The sequence below is a fragment of the Rhodococcus sp. KRD162 genome (genome assembly GCF_017168335.1).
In the GTDB taxonomy this organism is placed as follows: domain Bacteria; phylum Actinomycetota; class Actinomycetes; order Mycobacteriales; family Mycobacteriaceae; genus Rhodococcoides.
In genome coordinates, this window is sequence record NZ_JABFAU010000005.1 from 25953 (window position 1) to 49120 (window position 23168).

Below are 23168 nucleotides of genomic sequence, written 5' to 3' on the forward strand. Positions count from 1 at the left end.
CGATCTCACCGATACTGCGTCATCTGTCCACCACGTACTCGTTGACCACCACCCCTGACTCGTAGGATGCGCTGGCAACGAGACGCGACCGTAGTGGCGAATACTCGCGTTCGGCGAAGAGCCGTTTGCCCGACCCGAGGAGCACCGGATTCACTTTGAGAATCAGCCGGTCGATTTCGCCTACCAGCGCCGACGCCAGCATGCCTCCACCTGCCAGCCAGATCCCACTACCCTTTTCGCTCTTCAACATTCGTACGATTTCCACGGGATCGTCACCGGTCGAGGTCACTGCCGGTTCGACGGCCGAGTGCTTGCGTGAGAACACGTACTGCTTCAGATGCCCGTACGGGCCGTCCGGTGGATGGACTCCCCCGGCCCGGTACGTGTTCCACCCCATGAGAACGGTATCGAAACGACTCAGATCGGGCGTGAGTCCGGTCGCTCGAAGCCCCAGCGTGGGGATGGTATCGGTGTAGTCGCGCAGAATCATGTCGATGTGATCGCCCTGCATCGGAAAGTCCGAAAATGTGTCGTCGGGGGCTGCGATGTAACCGTCGAGGCTGACGGCAACGTAGTACACGAGTTCGCGCATGAGGATCTCCGATCACGACGGCTGTAGTGGTTGAAAGCAGACTACGACATCCGTAGTGGTTCCGCTAGCCTATGGGCATGGCCCGTAACCCACTCCGACGCTCCGAACTGGCCGACGCCGGTCTCCGCATCTTGGCCGGAGAGGGAGCCCGAGGACTCACCCATCGCGCGATCGACGACGAGGCGCGAGTGCCGAGAGGAACTGCCTCGAACTACTTCAAGACCCGCGCGGACGTCATAGCCGGGCTCATCGAACGCATCGGAGAACGACTCGCCCCCGACCCACATGTCCACGAATCACTCGGTGCGATGCCGCCGAGCCCCGAACTCTTCGGTGCCTACATTCGAGACATCGTCGCTCGACTCATCGCCAATCGCGAGGTGACACTGGCCTTGTTCGAGCTGCGGCTCGAGGCGTCGAGACACCCGGACATCAGGAACGCACTCGGCGCGTGGCAGAGCTCGAGTTTCGCAGCGGACGTCGAATTCAACCTTGCCGCAGGACTTCCCGGGGGCGCGAAGGAAGTTGCCCTCTTCCACTACGCGATCGACGGCTTGTTACTGGACCGGCTGACGTATCCGATCGATCCCGACACATCCACCGACGAGGTCGTCGACGCTCTGGTCGCCGGGCTCTTGCATGGATAGGCGCGGATCGAGAGACCCCAACTCTAGGCATCGAGCGGCGTCGTCACCGCAATCTTTCGGGCCCCATCCGCCAGCGTCACCACCTGATAGGCGTTGCGCTCGGTACCCACCGGCGAACCGTCGGAATCGAGATTTTCCAACAGCAGGTGTCCGACCCACACTCCCGGCACCTCGATCTCGGTGACGATGTCTCGTGCGCGCACACCCTGTATCCCGCGCGAGCGGTAGAAGTCCTGCCCCTGCGCGAAGAACTCTCGCGTCTGTTCGGGATCGGCGATGGCCGCACAGCCGCGTGCAGTGACGGCCAAAGCCGGATAGTTGTAGATCTCCGCGAGCCCATCGAGGTCACCGGCGGTCAGATACCCCGTGTAGCGAATGAAGAAGTCTTCGATCGATTCCGTGTCAGGTTTCATGATCGAAACGGTACGACCCATTCCCGTCAAGGCGGTGTCGGTGATCAGCGAAAATCGGGCAGTGCCGACAGAGACGACTTCTCCCAGTTCCCTGGACAACGTCCTCACCCTGCGACGGGTGGTGCGCCAGCAGCGAATCGTCGAGTGGCTGAGTTCGGCGACACTGCCGCTCACCGCAGTGGCACTGGCGCAACGGCTCGGCGTGAGCGTCCGCACCGTCGAACGCGATCTCGCCCGCTTGCGTGAGAGTGGAGTACCCATCGTGTCGGTACCGGGTACGAACGGTGGTTCCCGCCTGGCATCTCAACGCAATCCCGAACCGGTGCAGTTGACCGTCCCCGAGATCTCCGCGCTCATTGCAAGCCTGGCCGCACTCGGCCCCACCGAAACCGACAGTGCCGCATCGGCAATGGATGCCCTCACTCGCGCGCTGACCGGAATCTGAGGGCATGGAAATGGAGATCCCAACCAGTCCACGGACACCTGATCGGATGTCACACACGTGCAACCAGGGCCGGTAGCCCCACCGCCGCAGTGGTACGCCATCGATGATCGGCCATGTCCGAGACCTCGGTCTCGACCGGGTTGACCTCGACCACCGTGGCTCCTGCGCTGCGAGCGATCGCAGGCAGTCCGGCGAACGGGTACACGACTCCGGAGGTTCCGACGACGAGTACGAGGTCTGCTTCGCGAACAGCCTTCTCGGCCGCACGCCACGCATCCTCGGGAAGAGATTCGCCGAACCAGACTGCGCCGGGACGGATCAGCCCGCCGCACAGCGGACACTCGGGCGGCGGAACCCGCTGATCCGCCTCGGCGGGTTCGTCGTCGGTGTCCTCGACGGCACCGCGCGCCCCGCAGTCGCTGCAGTACGGCTCGAACAATGACCCGTGCACATGAGACAACACTGTCGCTCCGGCCCGTTCGTGCAGGTCGTCGACGTTCTGAGTGGCGATGTCCACGTGTGCCCGACCTTGCCAGCTCGCCAGTGCAACGTGACCGGCATTGGGTTCGGAGCGCCGCACCAATGCTGCTCGCCATCGATACCAACCCCACACCAGGTCACTGTCGGCCGCCCACCCCTCGGGACTCGCGAGAGCCTTGGGGTCGAAGTCCTTCCACAGGCCGGTCTGCGCATCGCGAAACGTAGAGATACCCGATTCGGCGGACATTCCGGCCCCGGTGAGAACAGTGATGCGCGAAGCAGTGCGTGCAGCGTCCACAACGGGCTCCGGGACAGCGTCGAACGACCGATCCTGAGGGTGTGCCACGGTCTCATTGTGCCAAGCCGTGCCCCCGGTCGCGCTACCGTGGGCACCATGAGCATGAAGACCGCGCCGCGCACGCGACGACAGTGGCCCTTGTGGGTTGCCGCGTGCACTGCCCTCGTCGTGGTCGTGGCGGTCGGGGTTCTGTGGCTGGCTCCGAGCCGGTACCTCCCGTGGGACACCGAAGCCTTCCCCGAGGTGAACAGCGGTGAGTTGACCGCTGATCAGGCCCGAGTCGTGGAGCTGTTGCGGGCCGAGCACGAGCAACAGCGGCCGGGAACGTTCTACGCCGAGGGCGTCGACGAGGCCTGGTGTGCCGATTTCGTCAGCTGGATCATGAAGGAAGCGGATATGCCCCTGTCGAACCCCAATTCGGGTTCGTGGCGCATACCCGGCGTCTACACACTGCAGGAGTACTACCAGCAGCAGGGTCGGTTCGAGGAAGTCGGCAGTTACACGCCCGTCGTGGGAGATGTGGTGTTGTACGACAATGCGAGCTGGGCCGGCCAACACACCAACGTGATCGTGGCCGTCGAGGGCGACGAGGCCATCACCGTCGGAGGCAACGAGGCCGGGAAGATTCGAGTCCACTCCCTGCACTACGAATCCGACCCGGGCGTTGTCGGATTCGGCCGTCTGAACAGCTGACGGTCAGCTGCCGGGACGGCTCCCGTCGCCGTAGCAGCGTGCACCGCCGTTTGACCTGGACGCTACGTCATGGTTCACAGTGAACGTATGAGAATCGGATCGCTGGCGGATGCCGCTGGAACGACCCCTCGGACGGTGCGCCACTACCACCGTCTCGGCCTGCTCGCCGAACCGCGCCGCTTGTCCAACGGGTATCGCGAGTATTCGATCGACGACGTGGTGCGGCTGATGAGAATTCGGTGGCTGGCGGACTGCGGGATGCCCTTGGGCGAGATTGCGACGGTACTGGGCGGGGTCCCAGCAGACGAGTCCGACGTGGTCGCTGATTTGCGCGCTCTGCTGACCGGAATCGAATCGCAGCAGAAGCTGCTGGCGCGCAAGCACACTCGCCTGTCGGCATTGCTCGACGACGCCGTCGAACGACGAAGGCTGAGCGCACTTCCACACACTGTGGCCGACGTGCTGACCGCGGCGATCGATGCAGCTGCCGACGCGGACCGAGAAGCGCTGACCCGCGAACGCGACCTCCTGGAGGTGATGGCGATATCGGGCACCGTTCCGGCCTCGTTCTTCGAGACGGTGACCGCGACGCTGCTCGATGACGACCGACGTCGACGGTATCTCGGGCTTCTCCGCAGATTCAGCGCTCTCGACGGTCGGGATCCAGATGCGGTCGAGGCCGATATCGATTCTCTTGCAGTGGATGTGGTGTCGATGCTCGATCTCGACCCGCTGCTGTCCACACCGCCCGCCGCCGGGGATGCGCCTGGCACGAGCGCTCTGAGTATCGACGACATCGTGCCCGATCCGGCGCAGCGCGCAGTGATCGTTCGAGCGTCCGCACGTCTGTTGCGCCGCGAAAACACCCGGTCCGAAGGCACGCAATGACAGCCGAAACGGCAGTCCGGGTGGGTAGGTGGCGCTCGATGCTGCTGTGGATGCGGGGCCGTCGTGCACCGATTCCGACGGACTCGCTGGTGTTCACGGCCACGCGCGGAACTCTCGCGATGCCCATGATGTTCGGTGCGGCCACCGTCATCGAGATGGTCGTTCTCCATCTGCTGATTCCGTGGCTGTGGCTCAGCATTGCGGTTGCAGTCTTGTCCATTGCTTCTCTGGTGGCAGTTGCATCATCGCTCGCCCTGGATCGGGTGCACCCGCACGTTCTGTCAGCCGACGCACTCACTCTGCGCGTTTCCGGAACGGTGGTCGCGACGCTGGACCGGGCCACGATCGTGTCCGCGCGAATTCACCGGCGGCGCGGTGTCGTGTCGCCCACCCTCGACGGCAGCAGGCTCGTCCTGCCGAACCAGGACGGAACCACGGTGGACATCGAACTATCGACTGCAACAGCAGTAGTGGTTCCCGCACTCCTGAAGCGGCGACAGGTATCAGGAACCGCCCGCTCGTTCGGTCTTCAGGTGGACGATGCGACCGCACTTGTCGTCGCGCTGACGCGGTCCTCACCCGGTGCTGCACGACGCAGCAGGACCGTTGCAGTCGACAAGACCACCACCGCCAGCACGGTGGCACCGAATCCGGCCCAGATGGGCGAGGTGTAGCCGAGACCGGCCGAGATCGTGACACCACCGACCCACGCGCCCAGCGCATTTCCGAGATTGAACGCTGCGATGTTGGCACCGGAGGCCATCGTCGGAGCGCCGGGTGCGAACGACATCACCCGCATCTGCAGGGCCGGCACCGTCGCGAATCCGAACGCCCCCATCAGGGCGAGGGACGCGATCGTCGCCGGGCGGCTCTGTGCAGTGAGTGCGAAGAAGACCAGGACCACAGCGAGCACGCCGAGCAACGCCAACAGTGTGACGGTGACGTTCCGGTCGGCAGCTTTGCCGCCGAGGTAGTTTCCGACGAACAGACCTCCCCCGAACAGCACGAGCAACCAGGGCACCGAACTGGGGGCGAAACCACTGACTTCGGTGAGGGTGAACGCGATATAGGTGAACGCTCCGAACATGCCGCCGAAGCCCAACACCGTGGTGGCAATGGAGAGCCAGACCTGTAGTGATCGAAACGCACGCAATTCGCGGCGCAGATCTCTACCCTCGGCGCGCACTCGCTCGCGGGGCACCAGGGCCGCGATTCCGATCAGTGCGATGATCCCGATCACCGTGATGGCCCAGAACGTCGAGCGCCATCCGTAGTTCTGGCCGAGGAATGTGCCGAACGGAACACCCAGAACGTTGGCCGCGGTGAGGCCCGCGAACATCATCGCGATCGCTGCGGCCTTCTTCGCCGGCTCGACGAGGCCGGCCGCGACCACAGCACCGATACCGAAGAACGCGCCATGACACAGCGCAGCGACGACACGGCCGATCAGCAACATCTCGTAACTGCCCGACAGTGCCGAGATCAGGTTTCCCGCGACGAACAGGCACATCAAGGATTGCAGCACTGTCTTGCGAGGAAAACGCGTCACGGCGGCAGTGAGGACCACGGCCCCGACGACGACGGAGAGCGCATAGCCGGTGATGAGCCAGCCTGCGGTGGCCTCGGTGACCGCGAAATCGGCCGCGACGTCAGGCAGTAGTCCCATGATGACGAATTCGGTCAATCCGATGCCGAATCCTCCGATTGCGAGGGCGAGCAAGCCTAGAGGCATGACGAGGCTCCTGAGTTGAAAGAGGCGTACGCAGTTATCCTGCTAGCGCATGTACTTGCACGCGCGCTGTAAATAGTTGCATGCGCGCGTTACCAGTGCAAGCCGATAACGCCGGCGGCGTCAGTACCGCGACGCGAGCTGGGGCTATCGGCCCGAACCGGACTCTGCGCAGTGCTTCACGTCGCGTACACGTATTGTTTGCCCGGTATCGCACACCCGACCGAGTAGTCGATCGACAGCCGGAGCCACTTCTTCTTCATGCATGTACATCCGAGTACCGACCGCGGCTCGGCCTCCGACTTCTCGGCGGCGGTCCACGACGCGCCGGTTTGCGCCTCCGAGCGACCAGCGCCAGGCACGCAGTCCCCTGGTGTCCAGAATCGACCACCGCAGCGGCGAGATCTCAACGGTCTGCGCGGTGTGGCCATCGCCCTCGTCGTCATATTCCACATTTGGCTGGGTCGGGTATCGGGGGGCGTCGATGTCTTCCTGACATTGTCCGGGTTCTTCTTCACCGCGTCCCTAATGCGATCGGCTCAGGCCGGAGCCAGCCTCAATCCGGTCACTCGCGTCGTCCGAGTACTGCGCAGGCTCGGTCCACCCCTGCTGATCACCCTTCTCGCCGTGGCTGTCGCGTCGGTGTTCCTGTTACCACGCACCCGCTGGGCGGATCTGGGCGATCAACTTGTCTCCGGTGTGTTCTATTACGTCAACTGGCAACTCGCGACAACAGCAAACGACTACCTGGCCGCCGACCCGTCGGTGAGTCCTGTCCAGCATTTGTGGTCGGTGGCCGTGCAGTTCCAGTTCTATCTGTTCGCCATCGCCGTCGTATTCGGCCTCGCGTGGGTCCGGCGCAAAGTCCGCCCGGACGGACCTCGCAGTCTTCGGCCGCGCACCTTCGCAGTGATCTTCTTCGCGATCGCCGTGGTGTCCTTCGTGTACGCGGCGGACGGTGTGCAACGGCATCAGGCCTGGAACTACTACGACACCGGCGCACGGCTCTGGGAGATCATGCTCGGTGCCACCGTCGCCGCTGTGTTCGCGGCCCGAAGCACCGGGCCCCGGCGAGAGGACTCGGAGCGCTACCCCAGGGTGTCCTCGACCGCGCGCGGTGTGCTCGCCGTTGTCGGGATGACCGTCATCGTCGTCTGCGGCTTCGTCGTCGACGGGGTGACCGACTTTCCCGGACCTCTCGCGCTGATTCCGGTGCTGGCCACGCTCGCGCTGATCATCGCCGGCTCGGAGACCGCCGTCGCCGCCACCCTGTCCAACCGGTTCTTCGCATGGGTCGGGTCGATCGCGTTTCCGCTGTACCTGTGGCACTGGCCGTTGCTGATCTTCTACCTCGCGGTCACCGGTAAACCCCATGCCGATGTGCTCGGCGGTCTCGGCATCATCGCCGCCTCGGTCGCTCTCGCGTGGCTCACCGTCAGACTGGTCGAGCGACCGACACAATCGACCACACTGACTCCGGGACGGATCGCGGTCACAACCTGCGCGGCGATCGCCGCGATCGCGGTCACCGTGGGTTCGATCGGCTGGAACATCTACATCGCTCGTGCGATCAGCGCCGTGCAATCCAGTGGCACGGTCGTGGACCTCACCCACCCGGGCGCGCTCGAGCTGACCGACGGAATCCGCGCGGACCCGGCCGACGTGAGCCCTCCGCTCTACTCGGCTCCGGAGGATCTCCCCGTCACCACCCTCGAGGGGTGCATCGCAGACTTCGAAACCCGCGACGCACTGTCGTGCACGTACGGCGACGTCAACGCCGCCAGAACGATTGTGCTCGCCGGCAGCTCACACGCCGAGCACTGGGTGACAGCCCTCGATGCACTAGGACTGCAGCACGGGTTCAAGGTCGTCACATTCTTGAAGATGGGATGCCCGCTGAGCGTGGACACGATGCCGATGCTCGGTCCAAACGAGTATCCGGACTGCCTGGACTGGACGCAGACCGTGCTCAGCGACGTCGCCGCGATGGCACCGGAGTACGTGTTCACCACCGCCACCCGCCCGCGGGAGGATGCTCCGGGCGACTACACACCCACCTGGTACACCTCGGTGTGGCGACAACTGGCCGCCGACGGTGTCGGAATACTCGGTGTCCGCGACACTCCGTGGCTCGCATACCGCGCCATCGACTGCCTTGCCGACGGCGGTACGGCCACCTCGTGCGGTATACCGAGAGACGACGCGTTGGACTCGGTCAATCCAGCATTGGCCTCGTCGTTCCAGCTGCAGGGATTCTCCGCTCTCGACCTGTCCAACGCGGTCTGCGATGTCACGGTGTGCCGAGCCGAGCAAGGCAACGTACTGATCTACCGTGACGAGCACCACCTCACCGCGACGTACGTGCGCACGCTGACCACCGAGCTGGGACGGCAGATCGGATCGGCCACCGGATGGTGGAGCGGACCGTGACCGGAGCGACCCGCACTCGGTAAGCCCGGGCCCCCCGGTCACAGTAGGGTTGATCCATGCAGCACGAAGCCTCCGACGACACTCCCGCCATCGCCGTATGGCCGGGATCCGCTTATCCATTGGGAGCGACCTACGACGGAGCCGGAACCAATTTCGCGTTGTTTTCCGAGGTCGCAGAGGCAGTGGACCTGTGCCTGATCGCCGAGGACGGTACCGAGACCCGAATCCGTTTCGAAGAATCCGACGGTTACGTGTGGCACGCGTACCTTCCGACGGTAGTTCCGGGGCAACGCTACGGCTATCGCGTTCACGGCCCGTGGGATCCGGCGGCCGGACACCGCTGTGACCCGAGCAAGTTGCTCGTCGATCCGTACGGAAAGGCCTTCGAGGGATCGTTCGACGGTGACCGATCACTGTTCTCGTACAACATCGACACCCCGGCTCCGGAGCCGCAGCCGAAGCTCGACGCTGCCGAGGCCACAACCGAAGCCGAAGCCGGAGCCGGAGACGAGGACACCGACATCGCGTCCACCGTCGAGGCCCCTTTCGAGGACGCGGCCGACCTCGACGATGCGGCAGGCGAGATCGTCGACGTGGCCCCCATCGCTCACGACGACGAGCCGAACAACGACTTCCCTCAGCATGATTCGCTCGGTCACACGATGACCACCGTCGTGATCAACCCGTTCTTCGACTGGCAGGCCGACCGGGCCCCCAACCGCCCGTACCACGAGACGGTCATCTACGAAGCCCATGTCAAGGGCATGACCATCAACCACCCCGACATCCCCGAGGCCGAGCGCGGCACCTACGCCGGGCTCGCCCATCCGGTGATCATCGACCACCTCAACCATCTCGGCGTCACGGCGATCGAACTGATGCCGGTCCACCAGTTCATGCAGGATCAGGTTCTACTGGACAAGGGACTGCGAAACTACTGGGGCTACAACACATTCGGCTTCCTGGCCCCCCATGCGGAGTACTCGTCGCTACAGTCGCCGGGTGCCGCGGTCACCGAGTTCAAGGCCATGGTTCGCGCGTTCCACGCCGCAGGCATCGAGGTGATACTCGACGTGGTCTACAACCACACCGCCGAGGGCAACCACATGGGCCCGACCATCAGCTTCCGCGGTATCGACAACGCGGCGTACTACCGACTGGTCGACGGCGACCTCGAGCACTACATGGACTACACCGGCACCGGCAACAGTCTCAACGCCCGGCATCCGCACACCTTGCAACTCATCATGGACTCGCTGCGCTACTGGGTCACCGAGATGCACGTCGACGGGTTCCGCTTCGACCTCGCGTCCACGCTGGCACGCGAGCTGCACGACGTCGATCGCCTCAGTGCATTCTTCGATCTGGTTCAGCAGGATCCGGTGGTGAGCCAGGTAAAGTTGATCGCCGAGCCGTGGGACATCGGCGAAGGCGGCTACCAGGTCGGCAATTTCCCCGGACTGTGGACGGAATGGAACGGCAAGTACCGCGACACCGTGCGTGACTACTGGCGCGGCGAGCCGGCCACGCTCGGCGAATTCGCCTCCAGGCTGACTGGATCCTCTGATCTGTACGAGGCGAACGGTCGCCGCCCCGGTGCCAGCATCAACTTCGTCATCGCTCACGACGGATTCACCCTCAACGATCTCGTCTCGTACAACGACAAACACAACGAGGCCAACGGTGAGGGCAACAACGACGGCGAGAGCCACAACCGGTCCTGGAACTGCGGCGTAGAAGGGCCGACCGACGATCCGGAGATTCTGGACCTCCGGGCGCGTCAGATTCGCAACATCATGGCGACGTTGCTGCTGAGCCAGGGCACGCCGATGATCGCCCACGGCGACGAGATGGCGAGAACTCAGCAGGGCAACAACAACGTCTACTGCCAGGATTCAGAACTGGCGTGGATGGACTGGTCGCTGGCCGAGACCAATGCCGAACTGGTCGAGTTCACCCGCAATGCCATCGCCCTGCGCGCCGAGCATCCGGTATTCCGTCGTCGACGGTTCTTCGAGGGCAGGCCCATCCGTACCGGCGAACAGGCTCGAGACATCGCCTGGCTCACCCCGGCAGGCGAGGAGATGACGCCCGAGGACTGGGACAGCGGCTTCGGCAAGTCGCTCACCGTCTTCCTCAACGGCGAGGGAATCCCGGAACCGAATCAGCGCGGCGAGCGGGTGGTGGACGATTCGTTCCTGTTGTGTTTCAACGCACATCACGAAACTCTCGAGTTCGTGACACCGGACGGGAACTACGCCAAGGAATGGACCGTCGCGCTCGATACGGCAGCGCGCACGGGAGCGGGTGAGAAATCGATCGAAGCGGGTACACCGGTGAAGGTCACCGCTCGTTCCTTACTCGTTCTACGAAAGACTGCCTGACATATGCCGCTGCCCACCAGTACATACCGGTTACAACTGCGGGGCGATGCCTTCACCCTGACCGACGCCGCGAACGTGGTCGGCTATCTTCACGACCTCGGAGTGAGCCACCTCTACCTGTCCCCGATCCTGACGGCCACCGATGGGTCGACCCACGGGTACGACGTCACCGACACCGCGACCGTGTCGGCGGCGCTCGGCGGCCGCGAAGCACTGAAGCAGTTGCGTTCGCGGGCCTCCGAGCGCGGCATGGGCATCATCGTCGACATCGTGCCCAACCATGTCGGGGTCGACGACCCGCGGCAGAACGCATGGTGGTGGGACGTTCTGCTACACGGACGCGAATCCGAGTACGCGACGTATTTCGACATCGACTTCGCTACCGACAACGGCGTCGACGGCAAGATCGCCATCCCCGTACTCGGTAGCGCCAGCGATGTCGGTGAACTGACCATCGACCGCTCCGAGGACGCACCACTACTCGCGTTCTACGAACATCGCTTCCCCATTGCCGAGGGCACCGACGGCGACGACGCGCAGGTCGTGCACGACCGCCAGGCCTATCGGCTGGTCGGCTGGTCCGACGGACTGATCGGCTATCGCCGGTTCTTCTCGGTCAACGGACTCGCGGGAATCCGACAGGAAGACCTCGATGTCTTCACCGACTCACACCGCCAGGTGGCCAGTTGGGTCGAGGACGATCTGATCGACGGGCTCCGCGTCGACCATCCCGATGGTCTGGCCGACCCCGCCGGCTACCTCACCGAACTGCGGGGGCTGCTCGGCCCCGACCGATGGCTGGTCATCGAGAAGATCTTGGCCGACGGTGAACCGCTGGACGAGTCCTTGCCCGTCGACGGCACCACCGGATACGACGCATTGGCCACGGTCGGCGGAGTGTTCGTCGACCCCGACGGCGTGCATGCGCTCACCGCGCTGTCGCAGGTGCGCTCGGGAATCGCATTCGACAGCGAATCTCTGCACGAGACCGAACTCGACCTCAAGACCGGTGTCGCACGCGGCGATCTGTCCCCCGAGGTGCGACGCCTCGCCCGTGCCATCGTCCGCGAGTCCGCCACCACCGTCGAGCTCGAGTCGATCATCGACGCGATCGTTGCCGTCGTCGCGGCCGTTCCGGTGTACCGGACCGATTACGCACCACTCGCCGGTGTACTCCCGACGGTGATCGCCGCGATCGTCGAGGAACAACCGGAGCTCGGCGGCGGCGTGGGTGCGCTCGCCACTGCACTCGTCACCGGAACCGAATCGCCTGTTCGATTCGACCAGGTCTGCGGTGCGGTCACCGCCAAGGGCGTCGAGGACTGCCTGTTCTACCGCGCCAACCGACTCGTCTCGTTGCAGGAAGTCGGTGGTGACCCGAGTAGATTCGGTTGCAGCACTGCGTATTTCCACCTCACCAATGCCGACCGAGCTCGACGTTGGCCGGCCGCGATGACCACGCTGTCCACCCATGACACCAAGCGCGGTGAGGATGTGCGGGCGCGGATCGGCGTGCTGTCGCAGGCTCCTGAACTGTGGGCACGCAGCATCGCAGACTGGGAAGAACTCAGCCCCAGCCCTGACGGTACGACTGGAATGTTTCTGTGGCAGAACCTTTTCGGCGTGTGGCCGTTCGACGGAGTGATCACGTCCACCCTGCGTGAGCGGTTTCACGCCTACGCCGAGAAAGCGATCCGCGAGGCCGCTCTGCGCACGACCTGGACCGCCCCGAACGACGAGTTCGAGTCTGCGGTGCACGCCTGGCTCGATTCGATCTTCGACGGCCCAGTTGCGCACTCGATGACGACACTCGTCGAGACACTCGCTCCCCACGGCAATTGCGACGCACTGGGACAGAAGTTGTTGAACCTGGCCGGACCCGGAATTCCCGATGTGTACCAGGGCACCGAACTGTGGGAAGACTCGCTGGTCGACCCCGACAACCGCAGGCCCGTCGACTACTCGGTCCGTCGCGCGATGCTCGCAGCGTCGAACACCGGCACACCCGTCATCGAGACCGGTGCCGCGAAGCTGGCGGTCGTCCGCTCCGCACTGCATGTCCGCCGTGAGCGTCCCGAGAGCTTCGTGGGCGGAACCTATGCACCGATCGTGGCGGACGGTGCTGCGGCCGAGCATCTCGTGGGATTCGCCCGGGGCCCGGTCGCCGGCCACCACGATGTCATCGCCCTGGTGACACGGCTCTCCCTCGGCCTGTCCGACGAGGGATGGGACGACACGACGGTGACTCTGCCCGACGGTCGCTGGCGCGATCGCATCACCGATGCCGAACACACGGGCACCGTTTCGGTGGCCGAGGTGTTCGCCTCGCTTCCGGTGGCACTCCTGGTGCGCGACAACGAAGGAACGGCGACACAGTGAGATCGACAGCGACATCAACAGCAGGGACATCAACAGCAGAGTCATCAACAGCTGCGACGACTCGGCAGTTCCGCGTGTGGGCACCGACCCCACAGACCGTGCGCCTACAACTCGACGACGCTGTTCATCCGATGCAACGCTCGTCGGACGGTTGGTGGCACGCCGACGTCGAGGCGTCGCCGAACAGTCGATACGGCTATCTGCTCGACGACGCCGACAAGGCGCTTCCCGATCCGCGATCGCCGCGGCAACCCGAGGGCGTACACGAGCTGTCCCAGGTCTTCGATGTCGACTCGAGGCTGTGGACCGACTCGGACTGGACCGGACGGCAGCTGCCCGGTTCGTCGATCTACGAACTGCACATCGGCACGTTCACCGACGAGGGCACCTTCGACGCGGCCATCGACAAGCTCGATCATCTCGTCGATCTCGGCGTGACGTTCATCGAGATCATGCCGGTCAACGGGTTCAACGGTGAGCACAACTGGGGATACGACGGCGTGCTCTGGTACACCGTGCACGAGGCGTACGGCGGCCCGGAAGGGTTGCAGCGCTTGGTCGATGCCTGCCATCGCCGCGGCATCGCAGTCGTGCTCGACGTCGTCTACAACCATCTAGGCCCCTCGGGCAACTATCTCGATCGCTTCGGTCCGTACATGGCCGAAGGAGCCAACAGTTGGGGCCAGGCGATCAACTACGCCGAGGCAGAATCCGGCGAGGTCAGGCGCTACGCCCTCGACAATGCGCTGCGCTGGTTCTCCGAGTTCCACATCGACGCACTGCGACTCGATGCAGTGCACGCGATCGTCGACCACACGGCCGTGCACCTGCTCGAACAACTCTCCATCGAAACCCGCACGCTCTCAGCACATCTGGGTCGTCCACTGACCCTGATCGCCGAGAGCGACCTCAACGATCCGACACTGATCACCGCGCGGTCGGGTGGCGGCTACGGACTCGACGCGCAGTGGGACGACGACATCCACCATGCGATCCACGCTGCGGTCTCGGGCGAGCGGCAGGGTTACTACGGCGATTTCGGCTCACTTCGAGGTCTCGCGAACACGCTGCGGCAGGGCTTCTTTCATGCCGGAACATATTCGAGCTTCCGCGGTCGCATCCACGGCCGCCCGCTCGACACCCGCCGAATTCCGGCCAGTTCACTGGTGACCTACACGACCACGCACGATCAGATCGGCAATCGGGCGATCGGCGACCGGCCTGGCTTCTACCTGTCTCCCGGCCAGCTCGCGATCAAGGCCGCTCTGGTGTTGACCTCGCCGTACACACCGATGTTGTTCATGGGCGAGGAGTGGGGGGCGTCGACGCCGTTCCAGTTCTTCACCTCGCATCCCGAGCCCGAACTGGGCCGGGCCACAGCCGAAGGGCGCAAAGCGGAATTCGCCGAACACGGCTGGGACGAGAGTGAGATCCCCGACCCGCAGGACCGAGCGACGTTCACCCGGTCCAAGCTGAACTGGTCGGAACTGGGCGACGGAGACCACGCACGACTGCTGGCCGTCTATCGCGACCTGTTGAGGTTGCGCCGCGACCGCAGCGAACTCACCGACCCCTGGCTCGACCATGTGAAGGTGGACTACGACGAGGACGCGCAGTGGATCGTCGTGCGTCGCGGCCGAGTCAGCGTCGTGTGCAATCTGTCCGAATCGCCTGCGACGGTGCCGGCCGGCGGCTCCCCACTGCTCGAATGGGAGCCGACGACCTCCAACGAGACCGGTTCCGCCACAACGGTCCCCGGTCACTCCTTCGCTGTACTCGAGTCCTGACGCTGGCGGAGATTGATCAGGACGAACACCGAGGTCACGGCCAAGACCACCGCAGTGGCGACCGCGGCGACGTGCATACCCGACACGAACGCTGCGTTCGCGGAGTCCATCAGTGCTGTCGCCGCCGAGTCCGGCAGCCCGCGGGCAACCTCTCGGGCACCGCCGAGGGTCTCGCTGGCGTCGGCACCGAGTTCAGGCGTGAGCAGTGAGACGTCGATCCCGCGCCGGAAGAAGGCCATGACGACGGTGCCGAGTATGGCGACACCCAGTGCGATACCGAGTTCGTATGCGGTTTCCGACACTGCCGAGGCGGCTCCCGCTCGTTCGGGTTCGACCGCGCTGACCACCAACTCGGAGGTCAACGTGAGCGAAACACCGACGCCTGCCCCGACGAGGACGAATCCGGCGATGAACAACGCCGGGCCACTGTCTGCGGCGAGGCCGACGAGGACCCCTGCACCTGCCGCTCCGACGATCATCGCGACACCGAGAACCGTTCCTGCACTGAAGTATCGGACCAAGACCGCCACCAGAAGCGATGTGACGATACTGGCGGCCGTGCCTGGTAACAGCAACAGCCCCGCTTCCAGCGGGCTGTTGCCGAGCACGACCTGCAGATACTGCGCACCGAAGAACAGCACCCCGGCGAGGGCGAACACGGACAGGAAGTTCGTGGCGACGCCCGTCGAGAATGCCCGGCTGGCGAACAACCGCAGGTCGATCATGGGCGCGTCGAGGATTCGCTGTCTGCGAACGAACACATAACCGGCGATCAGACCGACCACAGCCGACATCACGTACACCGGGTCGACTCCGTGTGCCGCGGTCTCCTTCACTGCGAACACCAGCGGCACGATGGCGAGCATCGACAGCGCCGAACTCGTCAGGTCGAAGCGGCCAGGGTTCGGATCGCGTGACTCCGGAATCACCAGCGGACCCAGCAGGATCAGGGCGAGCATGACGGGGATGTTGATGAGAAACACCGATCCCCACCAGAAGTGCTCGAGCAACCAACCGCCGACGAGCGGACCGGCAGCAGCACCGCCACCGGCCATCGCGCCCCACACTCCGATCGCCGCGACCCGCTGACACGGGTTCAGGAAGATCGTGCGAATCAGGCCGAGTGTCGCGGGCATCAGCGTCGCGCCGGAGATGCCTTGCAGAACTCGAGCGGCGATGAGCATCTCGGCGCTGGACGAGACGGCGGCGACGAGCGAGGCGATACCGAAGCCCGCAGCACCGATCAACAGCAATCGGCGGCGGCCGATTCGGTCACCGAGTGTGCCCATGGTGATCAGCAGACCGGCCAGCACGAACGAGTACACGTCGATGATCCAGAGCAGCTGATTGCTGGTCGGAGCCAGATCAGCGCTGATGAAGGGTAGCGCGAGATCGAGCACGGTACCGTCGACCGCGATCAACAGGATCGCGAACGCGAGCACCACCAGCCCGAGCCAATCTCGCCCGGTGGCTCGATGCTCGAACTCTCCGGACACCTCCTGCACCGAACCGGTGCGCACGTCGCTCACAACTTCTCCTAGGTTCCGCGCTGGGCGTCTCGCGATCGGCCGTCCCAGCGACACAGGTACCAACCGTCCAGCCGGTACAGTCGTCGAGACTACTCTGAACCGTCCAGCCGGTAAAGTAGGTTTCATGTCATCGGACACCCGCGACCGAATACTCGACGCCCTGGAAACGATGCTGCTCGAACACGGCATGACGAAAGTGACCTTGGACAGCGTCGCCGCCGCCGCCGGAGTTTCCAAAGGCGGTTTGCTCTATCACTTCAAGTCCAAGGACGCGCTGGTTGCCGCCATGGTCCGAAGACTCGCCGTACAGGCCGATCAGCAGCGCAGCGACGCCGCAGCAGGCGGCACATCGGTGGCGGAGTGGTACCTGCAGCCACCCGACTGCATCTCCGACAAGGAAATCGAGTTGTATCGCTCCACGCTGGCCGCACTGCGCAGCGTGGACGGGAACTCCGGCGAGGTACAGGACGCCGTCGTCGACATGATGCAGCAGTGGGACGACGGCCTCCGAGCAGAGATCGACGACCCGGTCCAGGCCGAGATCATCCGACTCGTCGGCGACGGAATCTATCTCGGTGCCGTGCTCGACCTGCCGCCGGTGGACCCAGAATTGCACAAACGCGTCGTCGACCGCCTGCTCGGACGGTAGCTCAGGTCAGATACCGGTAGACCGGCGAGCCGGGCTCCAACTGTTCCACTGTCAGGTGCGAGGAGTTCATCCGTTCCAGCAGTGCCGAGAGACCCTCCGCAGCCCCCAGTTCGATGCCGACCAGCGCGGCACCGGTCTCCCGGTTGTTGCGCTTGACGTACTCGAACAGCGTGATGTCGTCGTCGGGCCCGAGCACCTCGTCGAGAAAACGACGCAGTGCGCCGGGCTCCTGCGGGAAATCGACCAGAAAATAGTGCTTGAGCCCCAGGTGGACGAGCGAACGCTCGAGAATCTCGCCGTACCGGGACACATCGTTGTTGCCGCCCGACACCAGACACACCACGGTGCTGCCCGGTTCGATGTCGAGGTGCTCGAGGGCGGCGACCGCCAAGGCCCCTGCGGGCTCGGCGATGACTCCCTCGTTCTGGTAGAGCGCCAGCATCGCCGTACAGATCGCGCCCTCGTCGATCTGGGTGATCAGGAATGCCCCTGGGCCCGAGTGATCGAACACCGGCGCAGTGATCAACGGCAACGAGGCATGCGAGACCACCGAGGCACCCAAGGACTGCAAGGCCGCGTACGGCACGTCGCCGATACGGCGGACGGCGGCCCCGTCCACGAACGGGTCGATATCGGACAGCGTCACCGGTCCCCCTGCGATCAAAGCCGCAGTCATCGACGCCGCTCCCGACGGTTCGACGCCCACCAACGATGTCTGCGGTGCACGCTCACGCAGATAGCTGGAAATACCGGCGATGCATCCGCCGCCGCCGACGGGCATCACCACCACATCGGGTGCACCGCCGAGTTGATCGACGATTTCCGCAGCGATGGTGCCCTGCCCGGCCACGGTTCGTGGATCGTCGAAGGGCGGCACCATGGTGGCACCGGTACGAGCAACATCGGCCGCGGCCGCGGCCGCCGCGGCGTCGAACGTGTCGCCGATGACGATGAGCTCGACGAATTCGCCGCCGTGCACCCGGATGCGGTCACGTTTCTGCTTGGGAGTGTTGGCAGGCACGTAGATGCGGCCGCGCACCTGCATCGAGCGGCACGCGAATGCGACGCCCTGCGCATGATTACCAGCGCTCGCCGTCACCACGCCCACAGCGCGCTCGGCGTCCGTGAGCTGATCCATCAGGTTGTATGCGCCGCGAATCTTGTACGACCGCACGACCTGCAGGTCCTCGCGCTTGAGGTAGACCGTCGCGCCCGTCTCCGCAGACAGCCGCTCACACAGCTGCAGGGGCGTCGCCGCAACCACCGAAGAAATTCGCACCGCAGCGGCATCGATATCGGCAGCGGTGACGGCTACCGACGATGAGTGCTGTGAGACGAGTTCAGGGGAGGAAGACACCAGGACATGCTGCCACCAGTGTGGAGCGAGCGGCCACCCGGGACCGTTCCACGACCGGGAAGACGGCGTTTCAGGCGCGCGAGAGTACGAGGACAGGTATCTCGCGGTCGGTCTTCTTCTGGTACTCCGCGTAATCGGGGTACGCGGCAACCGAGCGTTCCCACCACACGGCCTTCTCGTCGCCGGTCACCTCGCGTGCGATGTAATCGTGCTTGTCCGGACCGTCCTGCAGTTCGACGAGCGGCTCGGCCTTGACGTTGTGATACCAGACGGGATGCTTCGGCGCGCCGCCGAGGGAGGCGACGATGGCGTACTCGCCGTCGTGTTCGACCCTCATCAACGGCGACTTGCGCAGCTTGCCGCTCTTGTTGCCTTTCGTCGTCAACAACACGACCGGCATACCGTTGAGCATGGTCCCCTCGGTACCGCCGGACCTCTCGTACAGCTCTGCCTGCTCGCGGGCCCAGTCGGATGAACTCGGTTCGTATTCTCCTGTCAATGGCATGGTTTTCAGTCAACACCTTCGGGCGTCGGGACGCCACGAGATCGAGAACATTCCCAGGCCCGGACGCGGAGTTCGGTGGACCGAATCTTTGGCTGGGTATAGTCTGAACTTCCCGCAGCGGACACCCGAACCTGCCCAACCGAGGAGGACGCGATGACGTACACGAGCAACGAGGTGAGCCCTCGGACCGCTCCTGGCCTCCGCACCGCGGATGTGGCCGGCGTCGCGTGGCCCGTCTACAAACTCGAGGCCCTCGCACTCGGATTCCTCGTGTTCGCCGCGACCCTCGTCGTTGCCGGTGCCCTGCAGGCCGCGGTGCTGTCCGGCGCAGCGGTCGCCGTCCTCGCCTGGTGGACCCTGCGCCTGACCGAACTGGGTTCGGTCGGCCGAGCATCAGCCCGTCAGGCAGCCGGGCCCCAGTAGCGCCTTCAGGTCCCCCATCAACGCCGATGTCGGCGTGACGCGGAGGCTGTCGTCCAGCTTCATCGTGGTGATCTTGTCGCCACTGACCAATCGCAGATGCACGTCCGACGTACCCGGATGACTGATCAACACGCGCTTGAGCGCGCCGACCTTGTCTGCGGTACACAGCCGAGTCGGCAGACTCACCGCCAGCGGTTTGTCGATACCGATCGCCGAGAGATCCGGCACCGCGAGATCGTTGGCGATCAGAGACACCCTGTCGTCACGAATCGAGACCCGACCTTTGACCAGCACCACCGAGTCCTCGGTGACATCGACGCCGAACACCGAATACGCCTGCGGGAAGAACAGCACCTCGATGCCGCCGGCCAGATCTTCCAGCTGGGCCGATGCCCAGGTCAGGCCGTTCTTGTTGATCCGCCGGTTGACCGAGGCCAGGATGCCACCGACGGTGACCTGGGTGCCGTCCTTGATGTCACCTTCGAGAATCGTCGGGATGTTGCAGTCCGACTTCGCTGCCAGCATGTGCTCGACACCGAGGAGTGGGTGGCCGGACACGTACAGACCGAGCATTTCGCGTTCGAGGGCGAGCCGGTGCTTGGATTCCCATTCCTCGTCGGGGACGCGAACGTTGAACACCGCCGAGATGGACTCGTCGGCATCCTCGCCGCCGAAGAGATCGAACTGACCGATGGCCTCGGCCTTCTTGGTACCCATCACCGAGTCGATCGCGTCGGCGTGGATGAGCATCAGACCCTTGCGCGGATGGTCGAGGGAATCGAACGCACCGGCCTTGATCAGGGATTCGGTGACCTTCTTGCTGCAGGCGACCGCGTCGATCTTGCCGAGGTAATCCGAGAAGTCGGTGTATTTCGACTTCTCCGTTCGTGCCCTGATGATCGAGGCGACCACGTTGGTTCCGACATTGCGCACCGCGCCCAGACCGAAACGGATGTCCTTGCCCACCGACGCGAAGTTGAGCTCGGACTCGTTGACGTCCGGCGGCAGCACGGTGATGCCGAGCTTGCGGCAGTCGGCCAGGTAGATCGCGGCCTTGTCCTTGTCGTCACCGACGCTGGTGAGCAAGCCTGCCATGTACTCGGCCGGGTAGTTGGCCTTGAGATACGCCGTCCAGTACGACACCAGACCGTATCCGGCCGAGTGAGACTTGTTGAATGCGTAGCCGGCGAACGGGAGCACGGTGTCCCACAGCGCCTTGATGGCCGCCTCCGAAAAGTTGTTGTCCAGCATGCCTTGACGGAACCCGGCGTATGCCTTCTCCAACTCGGAGAGCTTCTTCTTACCCATGGCGCGACGCAGTAGGTCGGCCTGGCCGAGGGTGTACCCGGCGACCTTCTGCGCGAGCTGCATGATCTGCTCCTGGTAGACCACCAGGCCGTAGGTCTGACCGAGGATCACCTCGAGCGGCTCTTCGAGCTCGGGGTGAATCGGCTTGACCTCTTGCCTGCCGTTCTTGCGATCGGCGTAGTCGTTGTGCGAGTTCATGCCCATCGGACCCGGCCGGTACAACGCGAGCACGGCCACGATGTCCTCGAAGCCGGTGGGTTGCATGCGGCGCAGCAGATCTCGCATGGCGCTACCGTCGAGCTGAAACACCCCGAGAGTGTCTCCGCGCGAGAGCAATTCGTAGGTCGCCGGATCGTCGAGCGGCAGCTCGTCGAGGTCGATGTCGATCCCGCGGTTGGCCTTGATGTTGTCGATCGCGTCACCGATGACGGTGAGGTTGCGCAGACCGAGGAAGTCCATCTTGAGCAGACCGATGGCCTCGCACGAGGGGTAGTCCCAGCCGGTGATGATCGCACCGTCCTGAGCGCGCTTCCACACCGGAATGGCATCGGTGAGCGGCTCCGAGGACATGATCACCGCGCAGGCATGCACGCCTGCGTTGCGGATCAGGCCCTCGAGCCCCTTGGCCGTCTTGTAGATCGTTGCCACATCGGGGTTCGAGTCGATGAGCGCTCTGACCTCGACCGCTTCCTTGTAGCGCTCGTGCTCTGGATCGGTGATGCCGGCAACCGAAATGTCCTTGGCCATGACGGGCGGCGGCAAGGCCTTGGTGATCTGATCGGCGATCCCGAAACCGGGCTGGCCGAACTGCACACGCGCGGAGTCCTTGATGGCAGCCTTGGTCTTGATGGTGCCGAAGGTGATCACCTGCGCGACGCGATCACTGCCCCATTTCTCGGTGGCGTAACGCACCATCTCGCCGCGGCGACGGTCGTCGAAGTCGATATCGATATCGGGCATCGACACACGCTCCGGGTTGAGGAAGCGCTCGAACAGCAGACCGTGCGGCAGCGGATCGATGTTGGTGATACCCATCGCGTACGCAACCAACGATCCGGCGGCAGATCCTCGGCCAGGTCCGACCCGGATGCCGACCTCCTTGGCGTGGTTGATCAGGTCGCCGACCACGAGGAAGTACGCCGGAAAGCCCATTTCGAGGATGACCTTGATCTCGTACTCGGCCCGCGCGAGGTAGTCCTCGGACGGGCCGTCCGGGAATCTCCGATCCAACCCGGACATGACCTCGTGGCGCAGCCAGGTGCCCTGGGTGTGGCCCTCGGGGACCGGGAAGATCGGCATCCGATCTCGGTGCGCCCATACCTCGTCGTAGGACTGCACCCGCTCGGCGATCAGCAATGTGTTGTCGCAGGCTCCGGGCACCTCGTTGTCCCAGAGTTCGCGCATCTCGGCGGCGGACTTGAGGTAGTAGCCGTCGCCGTCGAACTTGAACCGGGTGGGATCGCTGAGAGTCTTTCCGGTCTGGATGCACAGCAGTGCTTCGTGGTTCTCGGCGGCGTCCTTGGTGACGTAATGGCAGTCGTTGGTCGCCAACGGTGGGATCGAGAGCTTCTTGCCGATGTCGAGCAGACCTTCTCGGACCCGGCGCTCGATGGACAGGCCGTGATCCATCAGTTCGAGGAAGAAGTTGTCCGGGCCCCAGATCTCGCGCCACTTGGCGGCGGCTTCGAGTGCCTCACGATCCTGGCCGAGTCGCAGCCGAGTCTGTACCTCACCCGACGGGCAGCCGGTCGTTGCGATGATGCCCTCTGCATGCGAGGCGATGATCTCCTCGTCCATGCGAGCCCACTTACCGAGCTGGCCTTCGATCGAAGCCAGCGAGGACAGCTTGAACAGGTTCCTGACTCCGGTGGAGTTCTCGGCAACCATCGTCATGTGCGTGTACGCACCGCTACCGGAGACGTCGTCGGACTTCTGGCTGCGTTCGCCCCACAGCACGCGCTTCTTGTTGAACCGGGACTCCGGAGCGATGTATGCCTCGATGCCGATGATCGGCTTGATTCCGGCCTTCGTGGCCTCGTTGTAGAACTCGCTGGCCCCGTACATGTTGCCGTGGTCGGTCATGCCGACTGCCGTCATCTCCAACCGGGCCGCCTCGGCGAACATCGCGCCGATCTTGGCGGCACCGTCGAGCATCGAGTATTCGGTGTGGTTGTGCAGATGAACAAACGAATCGGCCACGAAGGTTCTCTCCTGAAAGTCGTGCGTTTTCGA

At 64.3% G+C, this 23168-nt stretch carries 18 protein-coding genes; 10 read left to right on the plus strand and 8 right to left on the minus strand.

The genetic code is table 11. The annotated features are described in order from the left end of the window. Nucleotides 1-19: 19 nt before the first annotated feature. Nucleotides 20-592: a dihydrofolate reductase family protein gene (locus J1M87_RS08455; protein WP_206489124.1), complete on the minus strand. Its 573-nt coding sequence runs from the start codon at nt 590-592 to the stop codon at nt 20-22. A 77-nt stretch (nt 593-669) separates the two neighbouring features. On the opposite strand from J1M87_RS08455, the gene J1M87_RS08460 reads away from it, so the two are divergent. After that, nucleotides 670-1239, plus strand: coding sequence for a TetR/AcrR family transcriptional regulator (locus J1M87_RS08460; RefSeq protein WP_206489125.1), 570 nt, complete (start codon nt 670-672; stop codon nt 1237-1239). 23 nt (nt 1240-1262) lie between these two features. On the opposite strand, the gene J1M87_RS08465 is transcribed toward J1M87_RS08460, so the two are convergent. Beyond that, nucleotides 1263-1652: a hypothetical protein gene (locus tag J1M87_RS08465; protein WP_206489126.1), complete on the minus strand. Its 390-nt coding sequence runs from the start codon at nt 1650-1652 to the stop codon at nt 1263-1265. Between J1M87_RS08465 and J1M87_RS08470 the strand changes: the two genes are divergently transcribed. Then, entirely contained in the window at nt 1651-2097 is a 447-nt protein-coding gene (locus J1M87_RS08470; RefSeq protein WP_241256613.1) for a YafY family protein, read from the plus strand. The genes J1M87_RS08465 and J1M87_RS08470 overlap by 2 nt on opposite strands. Before the next feature lie 49 nt (nt 2098-2146). Here J1M87_RS08470 and J1M87_RS08475 read toward each other — a convergent pair whose 3' ends face one another. Further along, entirely contained in the window at nt 2147-2875 is a 729-nt protein-coding gene (locus J1M87_RS08475) for an NAD-dependent deacylase (protein WP_206489608.1), read from the minus strand. Nucleotides 2876-2977: 102 nt separating this feature from the next. On the opposite strand from J1M87_RS08475, the gene J1M87_RS08480 reads away from it, so the two are divergent. Together J1M87_RS08480 and J1M87_RS08485 are read left to right on the plus strand one after the other, a co-directional pair. Next, the gene (locus J1M87_RS08480) at nt 2978-3568 is read left to right on the plus strand and encodes a CHAP domain-containing protein (RefSeq protein ID WP_241256652.1); all 591 of its coding nucleotides are present in this window, start codon (nt 2978-2980) and stop codon (nt 3566-3568) included. A gap of 87 nt (nt 3569-3655) precedes the next feature. After that, complete coding sequence (locus tag J1M87_RS08485; protein ID WP_206489128.1) at nt 3656-4456, plus strand: MerR family transcriptional regulator; 801 nt, start codon at nt 3656-3658, stop codon at nt 4454-4456. Nucleotides 4457-4985: 529 nt separating this feature from the next. Here the strand turns inward: J1M87_RS08485 and J1M87_RS08490 are convergent. Then, entirely contained in the window at nt 4986-6188 is a 1203-nt protein-coding gene (locus J1M87_RS08490) for an MFS transporter (protein ID WP_206489129.1), read from the minus strand. Nucleotides 6189-6446: 258 nt separating this feature from the next. On the opposite strand from J1M87_RS08490, the gene J1M87_RS08495 reads away from it, so the two are divergent. From J1M87_RS08495 to treZ, 4 genes are all read left to right on the plus strand, one after another. Beyond that, nucleotides 6447-8615, plus strand: coding sequence for an acyltransferase family protein (locus J1M87_RS08495; RefSeq protein WP_206489130.1), 2169 nt, complete (start codon nt 6447-6449; stop codon nt 8613-8615). 56 nt (nt 8616-8671) lie between these two features. Then, the gene (glgX, locus tag J1M87_RS08500) at nt 8672-10999 is read left to right on the plus strand and encodes a glycogen debranching protein GlgX (RefSeq protein WP_206489131.1); all 2328 of its coding nucleotides are present in this window, start codon (nt 8672-8674) and stop codon (nt 10997-10999) included. A gap of 3 nt (nt 11000-11002) precedes the next feature. Then, entirely contained in the window at nt 11003-13378 is a 2376-nt protein-coding gene (treY, locus tag J1M87_RS08505) for a malto-oligosyltrehalose synthase (protein WP_206489132.1), read from the plus strand. Nucleotides 13379-13452: 74 nt separating this feature from the next. Next, a complete protein-coding gene (gene treZ / locus J1M87_RS08510; protein ID WP_206489133.1) occupies nt 13453-15165 on the plus strand; it encodes a malto-oligosyltrehalose trehalohydrolase in 1713 nt (570 codons plus the stop codon). On the opposite strand, the gene J1M87_RS08515 is transcribed toward treZ, so the two are convergent. Further along, the gene (locus J1M87_RS08515) at nt 15138-16694 is read right to left on the minus strand and encodes an MFS transporter (protein WP_206489134.1); all 1557 of its coding nucleotides are present in this window, start codon (nt 16692-16694) and stop codon (nt 15138-15140) included. The two genes, treZ and J1M87_RS08515, sit on opposite strands and share 28 nt — an antisense overlap. A 124-nt stretch (nt 16695-16818) precedes the next feature. Here J1M87_RS08515 and J1M87_RS08520 point away from each other — a divergent pair, with 124 nt between their 5' ends. Beyond that, entirely contained in the window at nt 16819-17343 is a 525-nt protein-coding gene (locus J1M87_RS08520) for a TetR/AcrR family transcriptional regulator (RefSeq protein ID WP_206489135.1), read from the plus strand. A 1-nt stretch (nt 17344) separates the two neighbouring features. Here the strand turns inward: J1M87_RS08520 and ilvA are convergent, their stop codons facing one another. Further along, nucleotides 17345-18700: a threonine ammonia-lyase IlvA gene (gene ilvA / locus J1M87_RS08525; protein ID WP_206489136.1), complete on the minus strand. Its 1356-nt coding sequence runs from the start codon at nt 18698-18700 to the stop codon at nt 17345-17347. A gap of 70 nt (nt 18701-18770) precedes the next feature. After that, nucleotides 18771-19205 (minus strand): nitroreductase family deazaflavin-dependent oxidoreductase, encoded by a 435-nt coding sequence (locus J1M87_RS08530; RefSeq protein WP_206489137.1) that lies wholly within the window; start codon nt 19203-19205, stop codon nt 18771-18773. A 153-nt stretch (nt 19206-19358) separates the two neighbouring features. On the opposite strand from J1M87_RS08530, the gene J1M87_RS08535 reads away from it, so the two are divergent. After that, the gene (locus tag J1M87_RS08535) at nt 19359-19628 is read left to right on the plus strand and encodes a hypothetical protein (RefSeq protein WP_206489138.1); all 270 of its coding nucleotides are present in this window, start codon (nt 19359-19361) and stop codon (nt 19626-19628) included. Here the strand turns inward: J1M87_RS08535 and dnaE are convergent. Continuing rightward, nucleotides 19599-23135 carry a DNA polymerase III subunit alpha gene (gene dnaE / locus J1M87_RS08540; protein WP_206489139.1) on the minus strand — a complete coding sequence of 1179 codons (3537 nt, stop codon included), beginning with the start codon at nt 23133-23135 and terminating at the stop codon, nt 19599-19601. The two genes, J1M87_RS08535 and dnaE, sit on opposite strands and share 30 nt — an antisense overlap. Nucleotides 23136-23168 lie beyond the last annotated feature (33 nt).

Bases quoted from the DNA above. Each gene is read 5' to 3' on its own strand.
- J1M87_RS08535 (WP_206489138.1), top strand. From the start codon at position 19,359: ATGACGTACACGAGCAACGAGGTGAGCCCTCGGACCGCTCCTGGCCTC.
- treY (WP_206489132.1), top strand. From the start codon at position 11,003: ATGCCGCTGCCCACCAGTACATACCGGTTACAACTGCGGGGCGATGCC.
- J1M87_RS08520 (WP_206489135.1), top strand. From the start codon at position 16,819: ATGTCATCGGACACCCGCGACCGAATACTCGACGCCCTGGAAACGATG.
- J1M87_RS08495 (WP_206489130.1), top strand. From the start codon at position 6,447: ATGCATGTACATCCGAGTACCGACCGCGGCTCGGCCTCCGACTTCTCG.
- J1M87_RS08485 (WP_206489128.1), top strand. From the start codon at position 3,656: ATGAGAATCGGATCGCTGGCGGATGCCGCTGGAACGACCCCTCGGACG.
- J1M87_RS08460 (WP_206489125.1), top strand. From the start codon at position 670: ATGGCCCGTAACCCACTCCGACGCTCCGAACTGGCCGACGCCGGTCTC.
- J1M87_RS08455 (WP_206489124.1), bottom strand. From the start codon at position 592: ATGCGCGAACTCGTGTACTACGTTGCCGTCAGCCTCGACGGTTACATC.
- J1M87_RS08480 (WP_241256652.1), top strand. From the start codon at position 2,978: ATGAAGACCGCGCCGCGCACGCGACGACAGTGGCCCTTGTGGGTTGCC.
- J1M87_RS08530 (WP_206489137.1), bottom strand. From the start codon at position 19,205: ATGCCATTGACAGGAGAATACGAACCGAGTTCATCCGACTGGGCCCGC.
- J1M87_RS08470 (WP_241256613.1), top strand. From the start codon at position 1,651: ATGATCGAAACGGTACGACCCATTCCCGTCAAGGCGGTGTCGGTGATC.
- glgX (WP_206489131.1), top strand. From the start codon at position 8,672: ATGCAGCACGAAGCCTCCGACGACACTCCCGCCATCGCCGTATGGCCG.
- J1M87_RS08490 (WP_206489129.1), bottom strand. From the start codon at position 6,188: ATGCCTCTAGGCTTGCTCGCCCTCGCAATCGGAGGATTCGGCATCGGA.
- J1M87_RS08465 (WP_206489126.1), bottom strand. From the start codon at position 1,652: ATGAAACCTGACACGGAATCGATCGAAGACTTCTTCATTCGCTACACG.